The following is an 11,829-nucleotide window of genomic DNA, read 5'->3' on the forward strand; positions in this document are numbered from 1 at the left end:
CTGCTACGCCCGGCGGATGACGGCGTTGTACGCCTCATCCACCGTTGTGGCAACAATGGCGATATCCGCGCCCGGCAGGCGCGGGCGCTGCACGATGACGACCGGCTTCTTAAGGTCGCGGGCTGCTTCAATTTTGGCGTAGGTAGCAGCACCACCGGAGTTCTTGGTCACCACGCAGTCCACGGCGTAATCCCGCATGAGCTTGCGCTCCGCTGCGACATCGTAAGGCCCACGGCTGAGAATAATCTTCCGATTCTTGGGCAGTGGCGGCGCGGGCTGTTCCACGCAGCGAATGAGGTAACGGCCGTTGGAGTCGCCGGCAAATGGAGCTAGCTGCTGACGGCCAATAGTGAGAAACGGGCTGTAGAAGCGGTCGGCAACAATGTCCGCGGCCTCCTGCATAGAGGACACCTCAATCCAGTTGTCGCCGGGCTGCTTCTCCCACGCAGGGCGATGCAGCGCCACGAGCGGAAGACCGGTGGCGCGGGCAGCTTCAGCGGCAGATTCGCTGATTCGCTCCGCATAAGGATGCGTGGCGTCGATGATGACTTCGGTGGCATCGGCGATCAGCCATCGCGTGAGCCCCGCAGGGCCGCCGAAACCGCCGATGCGGACATTGCCGGCGGGCAGCTTGGGGTTGGATACGCGACCGGCCAGTGAAGAGGTGACAAACCAGCCCTCGCCCACTAGCCACTTGGCCAGGGCACGAGCCTCAGCAGTTCCACCCAGAATTAGTGCACGCATGGAATGGTCCGTCCGTGTTCATCGCGTGGGCGATCATCGCTGTAGAGATAGCTATCCGGGAACGCCTCGGCAGTAAGCACCTTGCCAACAATGATGACAGCCGTGCGAGTCACACCTGCATCCTTGACCTGCTGCGCAATATCAGCCAGCGTGCCACGGCGAATAACCTGTTCCGGGCGGGATGCGAAAGCCACGACTGCCACCGGACCGTGCTTCCCATAGTGCGGGGTGAGTTCCTTTACCACACGGTCGATGTCATGGGCGGCCAGGTGAATGCACAGAGTCGCACCCGTGCGGCCGAAGTTTTCCAGGGTTTCGCCCTCTGGCATCTTGGAAGCGCGCCCGGAGATACGAGTCAGCACCACTGACTGGCCGACAGTTGGCACCGTGAGCTCGTGGCCGAGAGCTGCCGCAGCCGCGGAAAAAGCTGGCACACCCGGAACGATTTCGTAGTCAATACCTAGCTCGCTGAGACGACGGACCTGCTCTGCCAGCGCCGACCACACCGACGGGTCGCCGGACTGCAGGCGTGCGACATCCTTGCCCGCCTTATGTGCCGCTTGAATGGTCTCGATGATGGTATCCAGCGGCATACGCGCGGTATTGATAATCTCTGCGCCCTCGGGGCAGCTCTCCAGCACCTCAGGCGGGACAATTGATCCCGCGTAAAGGCACACTGGACAGGAGCGAATAAGCCGGTCCGCGCGCAGCGTCAGCAAATCTGCTGCGCCCGGGCCTGCACCGATGAAATACACAGTCATTGTGGGTTACAGAGTCCTCAATATTTTTAGACAGAGAAATTACGTCTATGGTAGCGCAGGCTCTACTGGCTTCACCGCCACCCACTGCACCACCGGCAACGCCGGCCGCCACGCAGTGAAAGTGCCGACTGCACCTGCGCGCTCCACGGAAAGCCGGGTGACATCCCCGCCATAGTCGCGACGTGCCTGCCATAGCAGAGCCTCCGACTCCAGCGTGACGGTGTTCGCGACGATGGTGCCACCCGGGGCAAGGCGTTGCCAACAGGCCTCAAGCATGCCGTCAGCAGTGAGACCTCCGCCGATGAAAATGGCATCGGGGCGAAGATTCGAGTCAGCCAAAGCTCCCGGCGCTGCGCCGTGGTGGACAGTCACATTGCCCGACAGGTTCGCCACATTCTCAGCAATTCGCTCTGCACGAACAGCATCGCGCTCAAAAATTTCCGCGCGCCCGCCGTGCCGAGCCCACTCAATGCCAATCGACCCCGTGCCACCGCCGACATCCCACAGCAGTGCTCCCGGCCGCGGATCCAACGCCGCTACCGTCATTTGGCGAATCGGCGCCTTCGTCAGCTGGCCATCCGAGTCAAAGTCACCGTCGCGCAGCCAGCCGCGCGCGCTTCCCGACGGCTCCACCGCCAGCACCGTGAGGTTGCCAGCTGGAACCGGAGGGTTCGCCACCGTGCCTTCGGCCACAGACTCCGGCAGCCCCGTCGCCTCCGAGCCACCGAGATTGGTCAGCGCGGTGAGCTTGGTGTCTGGGCGGTCGGCTAAAACCGTAGCAACCTCCTTCACTGAGTCCGCGTTTCGACACAGCACGAGGAAGGGGCGCAGTGCATCTGCTACCGGCACCACCCGTGCAGCACCAGGTATCCCCGGCTCCCCTGTTACTAGAGAGATCACCGGAGTGTCATGCAAAGGCCAGCCGAGGTAGGCACAGGCCAATGAGGCCGACGACGGTGCTGGAATAACTTCCACGCCACCGCGGCCGAGCTCGCGGACCAGGGACGCGCCGACACCGTGGAACATGGGATCGCCACTGGCCAGGATGACATCGACTGCGGGGTCAATATCTGCCAGGGTGGCCTGCCAGTCCTTCCAGAAGCCACTGGGCCAAGGAGAGAGTTCGGCGTCCAGGTCGACGTCGGCAAGCAAACGGAGCTGACGGGGAGAGCCAATGATGCGGCGTGCCGACGACAGCGCCTCGACTGCGCGGGCAGATAGACCCTCGTAACCGTCACAGCCGATGCCGACGACGCGAAGTTTTGGACTCATCGGGGCATCTTCCGCCAAATCCAGCGAGGAGTCAGATGCGTGGCACGGGCGAGCAACGCCAGTTTCCGTGGCACCCAGACATGGGGCTTCCGGCCATCGAAGGCGGTGACGGCGGCCTCAGCGACCTCGGCGGGGCGCGAAGACATCGGCGCCGGCTTCATGCCTTCGGTCATGCGGCCGATGACGAAGCCCGGCCGGACGATTGTCAGCTGAATATGGCTGCCGTGCAGGCGGTCCTGCATGCCTTGGAGGAAACCGTCGAGGCCGGCCTTCGCCGAACCGTAGACATAGTTGGCGCGGCGCACGCGGGCGCCTGCGATAGAGGAAAAGGCCATGATGCGGCCCGCGACCTTGTCGCGCACAGGCAGTTTGCCGGCGGCGATGTCGGACTCCATGCGCGCGACAATCTCTGTGAGAATCGATGCCTGAGCCGTGAAGTCGGTGTGAATGACCGCCGCCGCAGCCTCCCCGGAGTCTTCACACTTCTGCTGATCGCCGAGGATGCCGAACGCGACAATCACCGTATCGATGGGACCGTGCTGCCAGGCGTTCTCAACGAACTGGCGGTGTGCGGCGATGTCATCGGCATCAAAGTGGATGCGATGCACCGCGACAGCACCGGCGTCGATGAGGCGGCCGGCAATGCCGTCGAGTGCCTCAGTGCGGCGCGCGGCGAGCGTGAAGGTGTTGTGATTGGCCAGCCGCGCGGCAACTTCCCCGCCGATTTCGCTGGTGGCACCAAGAACGAGTACGTGTCCCATGCGCTAGAAAAACCTTTCCTCTAAACCTCGATTAGACGGTAATCAAATCGTGCGGACCGTTATTGACCGATTCGCCGCCGTCTTCGGTGACAATGATGATGTCCTCCAGCCGCATACCGAATTCGCCCGGCAGGTACACGCCCGGCTCCACCGAAAACGCCATGCCCGGCTCGAGTGCAAGCTCATTGCCAGCCATAATGAACGGCTCTTCATGGGTGGACAGGCCAATGCCATGACCAGTGCGGTGAATGAAGTACTCTCCGTAGCCCGCAGCGGTGAGGCTATTGCGCGCAATCGCATCAATCTCTGCAGCCGTCACACCCGGGCGAACCGCTGCTACAGCAGCTTCCTGAGCCTTCCGCAGGGCCGCCCACGCTGCGGTTTCCTTCTCCCCCGGCTTGCCGACGACATAGGTGCGCGTGCAATCGGAGTGGTAGCCGAGCGGCAAGGTGCCTCCGATATCGATGACCACCACGTCGCCGTCCTCGATGACGCGGTTGGAGAAATCGTGGTGCGGATTAGCACCATTTTCAGCCGAGCCGACAATGACGAAGTCAATGGCGACATGGCCTTCCTCCAGGATGGCTGCCGAAATCTCGTCGGCGACCTCGCGCTCGGTGCGACCTGCACGCAGCATGCCCGGAACGCGAGCGTGAACGCGGTCAATGGCGGCGCCGGCCTCGCGCAGCTGATCAATCTCAGCGGCGTCCTTGCGCATGAACAGTTCTTTCAGCAGTTCTCCGGCCAACACAGTCTTGGCTCCGGTGAGATCCTGAATGGGAATCAGGTGGTCAGCGGTCAACGACGCCCCAATTGCGAGAGTGCCCACGTGGCCGACTAGGTCGGCGACAATGCGGTGTGGATCCTGACCGTCCTCCCACAACACCACATCGGCGTTGAGGTCACCGATTGCACACAGCGGCAGGTCCCCCCGCTCCACAGCGGGCAATACCAGCGTGGTTGTGCCGGCTGCGGTGACTACCAGCGCGGTGAGACGCTCATGCGAAGTGACCGCAGAACCGATGAGATACTGCAGGTCAGCTCCGGTTCCAAAGACTGCAGCGTCTGCATCGCGGGTGCGGAGTAGTTCCGCGGTGCGATCCAGACGCTGCTGATAGATGTCAAAACTAAAGATACCGTTGCTCATAGTTGCCAACTGTACCCGTCAGCCTTGAATAAGACAGAGGCGCGGAACTAGATGCTGGTGTCGGGTAGACGGCGTGGGACGACCTTGCCACCGTCATTACGAGGCAACGATTTCATCCACACAATCTCGTCAGGCACATTGTGCTCCGCGAGATTCTGGCGAACGTGTTCGCGAATCATGTCGTCGGAAAGGTTAGCACCAGCAACGCTGTCTTCACGTACAACGTAGGCTCGAAGAGTCGCGACGATGTCATCCTGACTACCGTGGACAAACACATCGTCGATTCCATCGACGGTTCCGAGGAATTCCTCAACTTCACGAGGGTAGACATTTTCGCCTCCCTTGATCAGCATGTCGTCTGCGCGACCGGCTAGCTGAAGCATACCGTTTTGATCAATGAGGCCCTTATCCCCTGTTCCGAGCAGCCCATTCATGACATCATATTTGTCACGTGCAGCCAGTAACCCGACCATCGTCATAGAGTTTGCTGCGTAGACGTTACCTAGCTCTCCTGGATTGGCCTCAGTGCCATCTTCACGGAAAATGCGGAGCTCGACGCCAGATGGAATATGCCCAGTGGTGTGCGGGTCAGCGGCGAATTCAGGGCCAGTTGCAATGGCGATTTGGCCATGCTCAGTGGAGCCATAGAAATTGCACACAACAGGCCCAAATCGCTTATTGAGCTCACGAACCAAATATGGCGGCATGGCGTTACCCGAAGAAACGATGAACCCAAATGGGCCAATCTTTGTTTCTGCTCGGTCCGCGGCAGTGACTAGATCCTTCAGGAAGACTGCAGCGGAGACAATTCCGGTTACTCCATACTGAAGGCAGTCCGCAGCAGCCTGATCTGCATCAAAATTTCGACGCAAAATGAGTGTTGAGCCAGTGGCCAAGCCAATCTGAAGGTTGAGCCAACCCCACGCATGGAAGACCGAAGCGGTCAGTTGAACTACCATGTTCTTCTTCCACGGGATTGCCTTTACAATACCGCCGAGCACCTTTGGCGTGCGTGGAACTGGGAGGCGAACGCCTTTGGGGATTCCGTAAGTTCCAGACGACATGATGATCGTTTCTTGCTGCCGCGGCTTTCGAGGAAGCTTGGAGCTATCGGTTTGGCCGGAAACGAGGGAAAGAAACTCATCATGGTCACCACCAACAGTGAGTGATTTGATTGGAAATTCTGCGTCTTGGTTGTACTCGGCGTCTACGACCAAAATATCCGCGCCATAGTCAGACATAATCGCGCTAACCTGCTTTGACGATGAGGCAGGATTCATAATCATCGGGCGGGCCCCGAGGTAGCTGCAGGCCAACAATGGCAGCACGATGGCACGAGAGTTTCGCGCAAGTATTGCGATGGTGGATCCTTCGGTAATCCCCATTTCCATTAGGCGTGCCGTGAGTGTTCTAGCCTGGGTCCGAAGCTCGCTATATGTAAGTTCGCCGAAATCATCCACAATGGCAAGTCGGTCAGGCCAATTAAGGCAGTCGTTTTCGACGAGAGCTGCCATGGAAATGCCCCATTGGGACATATTCTTCAGTGCTTTAGGACCATCATTTCTGAGGATGCCGGCACGCTTGAGAGGGCCGAGAGCAGTAGCAAACTGCTTAACCTGGGTCCAAGGCGACACATGAGTTGCGCGTTGAGTGCGAGGTGTCATTTTTCCCTAAAAGTAGTGAGTTGAAGATAAAAGCCCTGGGCCATAAGGCGCAGGGCTTGGAGGCAAGGACTAGATGCGAGCGACGATTGCGTCGGCGATAATCTCTTTGCCTTCACCATTGAGGTGGACCGGAAGGTTGTAGTCCTGAGTGCGGTTGTCGACTGCGCCTGCGATGATTCGCTTATCATCCGGTGCGCACTCATGGCGATCCGTGGTCATCGAGCGGACATCAATAAACTCGGCGTTATGGCGGTCAGCGGCCTGCTGTGCGTACTTAGAGGTTTCAATCTCACCCTGCTCAATCCAGAATGCGGGAACCCCTGCGTCGATGTTTTGTCCAGCAACGTTCACATGGATGAGGCACTGCTTGGAATCACCGGGATGCGAAATGGTTGGGTAATTGACAAATGCAATGCGGGCATTCGGCGCATGTGCGCGAATTTTGTTTACTGCGGCATCGGAAGCATCCTTCCACCAGCCCTCACGCACGGAAGGAAGATTGACTGCGTTGTTGTAGGTGTCGTTGAAACCAATCTGAATTGCAATGAATGCAGTCTGCGGGGTCAGTGCTCCATCGCGAATAGCGCCCTCGATTTGTCGATCGAGGTTGTTTGCGTTCGGCGTGTAGAGGACGGCTCCTGCGCAGGAGTAGTCATCCAGCTGGCGGCCAGTCTTTTTACCGATCTTGGCCGGAATTCCATCAGGGTCATGCGCGCAACCATTCTTCTGCTGAACCTCTGGGAGCCCAGGAATCTGCTCTGGAGCCTTGGCAATCCAGTAGTCCTCAACGGTCGGATTGGCGAAATACGAATCGCCGAAGGTAACAACGTTTCCAGCGGGTGCAGCGTTTGCGATTGGGGCAATGCCGAAGCTCAGTGCTGCGATTCCTACAGCGGACAGAGTCTTATGAAGCTTGCGCATTCGGGGCCTTCCTGAGAAATGAAGTCAGATATGAAAAATATAATCTGCAGTTTCGTTAGTCACTGCGAGATAAGAATAGTGCCATAACTATTCTACTTTTAGTAATTTATCATCTTCACCTCAGGAACCAGGTGTTCAGGAGAAGAGATGTGTCCGAGATAACTAATTATTCAGCGCCACTACTCCTCTGCGAATCGCCTGAATAGCCTCGGCAGACTTATCGCGAATGTCTGTGGAGTAGCCGGTCTTCTTAATCTGCTGCAATAGATCAATGACCTGACGGCACCAGCGGACAAAGTCACCCGGAGTCAGCTCCGCGCCACTTTCGGCCGCTGCCTGCAGGCAGTACCCCAGCGGTGCGCCCGCAGTCCACTGATGAATTGCAGTGGCAAAGGCCATGTCCGGCAAGTTCGTCACCGGCAGACGGTAGCGGCGCTCATCCTCCGACAGCTCCTCCCAGATGCGGTAGGTGTTCCCCAGCGCCTTGGCCAACGGCTCGGTCGGAACCTCATCGCTGCCCTGGCTGGCCTTGCGGTTTTCAAAGACCAAACTCGACACGGCACCAGCCAGCTCTGCCGGGTCCAAGTCGTCCCAGATACCGCGGCGCAGGCACGTGGCCACCAGCAGATCCGACCCATTGTGAATCTGCGCCAGCCGCAGGCCTTCCTCCGTAATCGTCGGCTCCGCGCCCTCTGGCCATTCCACGTAGTCCATCTGTGTTAGCAACTGCAGCATGCGGTCGAATGTGCGTGCCAACGTATCGGAAGCGGAATCGACGCGCTTTTGCAGCTTGGCAACATGAGCCTCGGCCTGCCGCAGCGTATCGGCGTGACGAGCCATCGTCTCCACCGCAGGATCTCCATGTAGTGGATGCTCACGCAGCTCCTGCCGCAGCTTCCTCACCGCTGGCGAGTTGCCACCGCTGCGGCGCTTCAGCCTCTTTGGTCCCTTCAGCCCCTTGCGGCCGATCTCTGCACGCACAATACCGAGCGCACGTCGCGGATGCCGATCCGCGTCCCGCGGCAGCTTAATCGAGCCGACTGTCTGCGGCGCCGCTGGGAAGATATGCGGTTCCACACGTCCCACAAATCCGCCGACACTGATGACACCGGGACGAGGATTCGACTTCGAATGATCCTCCCGGTACACCACCGCCAACTGCACCTTCTTACCCTTCGGCAGCGGAATAACCTCGCCCCTACGGAGCCTTCGCAGCGCGGTCACCGTTTCCGTGTGGCGGTCTTCAATATTGCGGCGCTTGGCGTTCTTCTCCTCCTGGGTCAGCTTCGCGCGCAGATCCAGGTATTCGAGCATCTGGGTCAGGCGCTCGTCGTCACGCGAACTGCCCTCTCCGCTTGACGACGACCCATCAGCTTCCGACCCTTCGGCATGCGCATCGGCTCCCCTGCCGAGCAATTCCGCACGCAGGTCCGCGGCTTCTTGCTTGGCCTTGGACAGTTCGGCGGTGACTCCGACGATGTCGCCATCCGCCTGGAACTGTGCGAATGAGCGCTCCATGACACGCTTCGACCCCTCGTAACCGAGTGTCTGCAGGAGGTTGACGCTCATGTTGTAGCTCGGTGCGAAGGTGGAGATTAGCGGGTACGTGCGTGTGGATGCCAGCCCTGCGACGGCCTTCGGGTCCATTGCTGGAGCCCACTGCACCACGGCATTGCCGACGGTGTCGATACCACGACGGCCAGCGCGGCCCGTCATCTGCGTGTACTGACCGGGCGTGAGATCTACGTGTGCCTCGCCGTTGAACTTGACCAGCTTCTCCAACACAACCGTGCGGGCAGGCATGTTGATGCCCAGCGCGAGTGTCTCGGTGGCGAAGACGACCTTGACCAGGCCTTCGTTAAAGAGCTCTTCCACAATGTGCCGAAACGCAGGCAGCATGCCTGCGTGGTGCGCCGCAAAACCGCGGATGAGAATGCGGCGCCAGCGCAGGAAGCCGAGAACCTGCAGGTCTTCCTTCGGAATGTGAGCCACACCGTCATCGATAATCTTGGCGATGCGCTCCTGCTCATCTCGGTCAGTGAGTTCTGCGCGAGTAGCGCCGACCTGTGCCAGCGCGCCTTCGCAGCCCGCGCGGGAGAATATGAAAACGATCGCGGGCAGCATGTTCATGGAGCCGAGCATGCGGATAACATCGCCGCGCTTCGGTGGGCGGAACTTGCGCTGCCCCCTATCGCCCCAGCTGTATGAGCGCCCACCGCCCTTGTGCTTTTTGTACTGGTAGCGCTCCCTGGCCCCAGCGTCCCCGTAGCCGAACTCACCGCGACGGCACGCCTCCAGCAGGTCCTGATTGACCTTGTCCGACTTCGCCTCGAAAAGAGGATAGAGCCGGTTTCCCACCAGCATGTGCTGATGCAGCGGAACCGGACGCAAATCCGTGACAATAACGTCCGTGTGCCCGCGCACCGTGGACAGCCAGCGCCCGAATTCCTCGGAGTTGGATACCGTCGCGGACAAACCGATGACGGCCACGGACTGGTCGAGGTTCAAAATAACCTCTTCCCACACAGCGCCGCGCTCGCGGTCTGCGAGGTAGTGAATCTCGTCCATCACCACATGCGTGAGTTTCTTCAGCGTCGGCGAGTTCGCGTAGATCATGTTACGCAGCACCTCGGTGGTCATCACCACGATATCTGCGTCGCCATTGATTGAAGTGTCGCCCGTGAGCAAGCCCACGCGGTCCTCGCCGTAGTCCTCGACTAGGTCGTGGTACTTCTGGTTGCTCAACGCTTTGATCGGGGTGGTGTAAAAGCACTTACCACCACGGTCGAGAGCTGCATAAATAGCGAATTCGCCAACAATAGTCTTGCCCGCGCCGGTGGGTGCACAGACGACAACGCCCCGCCCTGCCTCAATTGATTGGCAGGCGCGGAGCTGAAAGTCGTCAAGATCGAAATCCTGTTGGCTAACGAAATCGCCGAGAAGAGTCATGCCTCTAGAGTGTCATAAACCACGCTAGAGAACATCATCAAAGTCACTCGTCGGACGATTTCGCAAGTCCTGCGTCGGCATCGGAGTCTCCGGAATCATTCCGTGTGGCCGCGGTGGGCGTGAATTGCGAGTCGGGCGCATCTGGGATGCCTGAGTCGGCGCCGGCGGGTTAACTGACGTCGGGCCAGAAATCGGGGAGGTCGTCGGAGCTGCTGATGCCGTCGGCATGCCGCCCGGCTGAATCGACGTCGGCGTGCTTACTGAAGTCGGGGCGTCGATGCCGCCCACGTCGCCGATACCGCCAGCAGAGCCAATTGGACCGGAGGCCGTGATTGGTCCGGAGCCTTGTTCGTCATCCAGATCCAGCCACTCCGGTCGCTCATTTGCTTTACGACGGTCATGGAGACGACAAATCTGGATTGCGATTTCCACTAGCAATGTCAGCGCCGTCGCCATTGCGACCATAGATATTGGTTCTTGACCTGGTGTCATGAAAGCCGCAAAGACAAACAGCGACATGATGATAATGCTGCGTTTGTCCTTGATGCCCTCGTAGGTAATGACGCCCGCCATGTTCAACATCACCACGAAGAGCGGAACTTCGAAGCTGACTCCGAAAACCAGAATTAGTGCGAGGACGAAACCGAAGTACTGCGAACCGGTGAGTGCGGAAATCTGCGTTTCTTCACCAATCTGAAGCAAGAACTCCAAACCGAAGGCGACAACGAAGTAAGCCAGGACGGAACCCATGACAAACAGCAGTGCTGCGGCAGTCACAACTCGGCGGGTAGTGCGGCGTTCCTTCCGAACCAAGCCAGGGGTGATGTAGGCCCAAATTTGGTAGAGCCACCATGGCGACGACATCACCAGACCGGCCAACGCGCCGACCTTTAGTCGCAGCATGAACATTTCGAACGGACTGGTCGCCAGCAGACGACACTCCGCACCCTCGCCGCCGCCGAGACGCATCTCGGGTGGAAGCTGACAGTATGGATCCTTGAGCAATTCACCCAGGGACTTAAAGTGCAGCGGACCGACATCGGTCGAGGTAAACGGTATGCGGAACTGGCCAATTGTAAAGGCGGTCTGGTACCAGATGAAGCCCACAACAGTGCCAACGGCGATACCAGCAAGAGAGAGAACGAGACGACGCCGGAGCTCTTGAATGTGCTCGACAATAGTCATCACGCCCTCGGGATTGCGCTTACGTTGGCGCTTCCGAGGACGTGATGTGGATGTAGCTGAAGTCACGCTTCAACCGGCCTTCTACTACTGCTGCGGCTGGCCAGGGTTGTTCTGGCCAGGCTGCGGCTGGTACGGCTGCTGCGGCTGAGCCTGGGGCGCCGGCTGCTGGTACGGCTGCTGCGGCTGAGCCTGGGGCGCCGGCTGCTGGTACGGCTGCTGCGGCTGGGCCTGCGGAGCCTGCTGGATTGCAGCCTGCTCTTGCTGCTCGTCATCGTTGCGCATTTCCTTGACTTCGGACTTGAAGATACGCATGGAGCGTCCGAGCGAACGAGCGGCATCCGGCAGCTTCTTTGCGCCAAAGAGCAAAACAAGAACAACCAGGATAATGATGATTTCCCAGGGACCTAGGTTCGGCATCCGCTTAG

The 11,829-nt window shown here is 59.4% G+C and carries 10 protein-coding genes; all 10 read right to left on the reverse strand.

Annotated features, from left to right (window positions below; all coding sequences use genetic code 11):
- Positions 1 to 3: 3 nt before the first annotated feature.
- Positions 4 to 744 (reverse strand): cobalt-precorrin-6A reductase, encoded by a 741-nt coding sequence (locus tag HMPREF2860_RS02165; protein WP_070560261.1) that lies wholly within the window; start codon positions 742 to 744, stop codon positions 4 to 6.
- The gene (gene cobM / locus HMPREF2860_RS02170) at positions 732 to 1,505 is read right to left on the reverse strand and encodes a precorrin-4 C(11)-methyltransferase (RefSeq protein ID WP_070560263.1); all 774 of its coding nucleotides are present in this window, start codon (positions 1,503 to 1,505) and stop codon (positions 732 to 734) included. The genes HMPREF2860_RS02165 and cobM overlap by 13 nt, the downstream gene beginning before the upstream one ends.
- A gap of 45 nt (positions 1,506 to 1,550) precedes the next feature.
- Positions 1,551 to 2,777, reverse strand: coding sequence for a bifunctional cobalt-precorrin-7 (C(5))-methyltransferase/cobalt-precorrin-6B (C(15))-methyltransferase (locus tag HMPREF2860_RS02175; RefSeq protein ID WP_070560265.1), 1,227 nt, complete (start codon positions 2,775 to 2,777; stop codon positions 1,551 to 1,553).
- Positions 2,774 to 3,538, reverse strand: a complete 765-nt coding sequence (locus HMPREF2860_RS02180) for an SDR family NAD(P)-dependent oxidoreductase (RefSeq protein ID WP_070560267.1) — start codon at positions 3,536 to 3,538, stop codon at positions 2,774 to 2,776. The genes HMPREF2860_RS02175 and HMPREF2860_RS02180 overlap by 4 nt, the downstream gene beginning before the upstream one ends.
- A 31-nt stretch (positions 3,539 to 3,569) precedes the next feature.
- The gene (locus HMPREF2860_RS02185) at positions 3,570 to 4,685 is read right to left on the reverse strand and encodes a M24 family metallopeptidase (RefSeq protein WP_070628542.1); all 1,116 of its coding nucleotides are present in this window, start codon (positions 4,683 to 4,685) and stop codon (positions 3,570 to 3,572) included.
- A 47-nt stretch (positions 4,686 to 4,732) separates the two neighbouring features.
- Positions 4,733 to 6,349, reverse strand: coding sequence for an AMP-binding protein (locus tag HMPREF2860_RS02190; RefSeq protein ID WP_049181048.1), 1,617 nt, complete (start codon positions 6,347 to 6,349; stop codon positions 4,733 to 4,735).
- Between the two features lie 69 nt (positions 6,350 to 6,418).
- A complete protein-coding gene (locus HMPREF2860_RS02195) occupies positions 6,419 to 7,270 on the reverse strand; it encodes a GDSL-type esterase/lipase family protein (RefSeq protein WP_070560272.1) in 852 nt (283 codons plus the stop codon).
- 162 nt (positions 7,271 to 7,432) lie between these two features.
- Positions 7,433 to 10,219: a DEAD/DEAH box helicase gene (locus tag HMPREF2860_RS02200; RefSeq protein WP_070628543.1), complete on the reverse strand. Its 2,787-nt coding sequence runs from the start codon at positions 10,217 to 10,219 to the stop codon at positions 7,433 to 7,435.
- A gap of 24 nt (positions 10,220 to 10,243) precedes the next feature.
- Entirely contained in the window at positions 10,244 to 11,470 is a 1,227-nt protein-coding gene (tatC, locus tag HMPREF2860_RS02205) for a twin-arginine translocase subunit TatC (protein WP_224786553.1), read from the reverse strand.
- Between the two features lie 18 nt (positions 11,471 to 11,488).
- Complete coding sequence (gene tatA, locus HMPREF2860_RS02210) at positions 11,489 to 11,821, reverse strand: Sec-independent protein translocase subunit TatA (RefSeq protein ID WP_070628545.1); 333 nt, start codon at positions 11,819 to 11,821, stop codon at positions 11,489 to 11,491.
- Positions 11,822 to 11,829: the final 8 nt, after the last annotated feature.

The organism is Corynebacterium sp. HMSC064E10 (assembly GCF_001812505.1).
GTDB lineage: Bacteria > Actinomycetota > Actinomycetes > Mycobacteriales > Mycobacteriaceae > Corynebacterium > Corynebacterium amycolatum.

Excerpts from the sequence above, each read along its gene's own strand:
- HMPREF2860_RS02165 (WP_070560261.1), bottom strand. The coding sequence starts at position 744 with ATGCGTGCACTAATTCTGGGTGGAACTGCTGAGGCTCGTGCCCTGGCC.
- cobM (WP_070560263.1), bottom strand. The coding sequence starts at position 1,505 with ATGACTGTGTATTTCATCGGTGCAGGCCCGGGCGCAGCAGATTTGCTG.
- HMPREF2860_RS02175 (WP_070560265.1), bottom strand. The coding sequence starts at position 2,777 with ATGAGTCCAAAACTTCGCGTCGTCGGCATCGGCTGTGACGGTTACGAG.
- HMPREF2860_RS02180 (WP_070560267.1), bottom strand. The coding sequence starts at position 3,538 with ATGGGACACGTACTCGTTCTTGGTGCCACCAGCGAAATCGGCGGGGAA.
- HMPREF2860_RS02185 (WP_070628542.1), bottom strand. The coding sequence starts at position 4,685 with ATGAGCAACGGTATCTTTAGTTTTGACATCTATCAGCAGCGTCTGGAT.
- HMPREF2860_RS02190 (WP_049181048.1), bottom strand. The coding sequence starts at position 6,349 with ATGACACCTCGCACTCAACGCGCAACTCATGTGTCGCCTTGGACCCAG.
- HMPREF2860_RS02195 (WP_070560272.1), bottom strand. The coding sequence starts at position 7,270 with ATGCGCAAGCTTCATAAGACTCTGTCCGCTGTAGGAATCGCAGCACTG.
- HMPREF2860_RS02200 (WP_070628543.1), bottom strand. The coding sequence starts at position 10,219 with ATGACTCTTCTCGGCGATTTCGTTAGCCAACAGGATTTCGATCTTGAC.
- tatA (WP_070628545.1), bottom strand. The coding sequence starts at position 11,821 with ATGCCGAACCTAGGTCCCTGGGAAATCATCATTATCCTGGTTGTTCTT.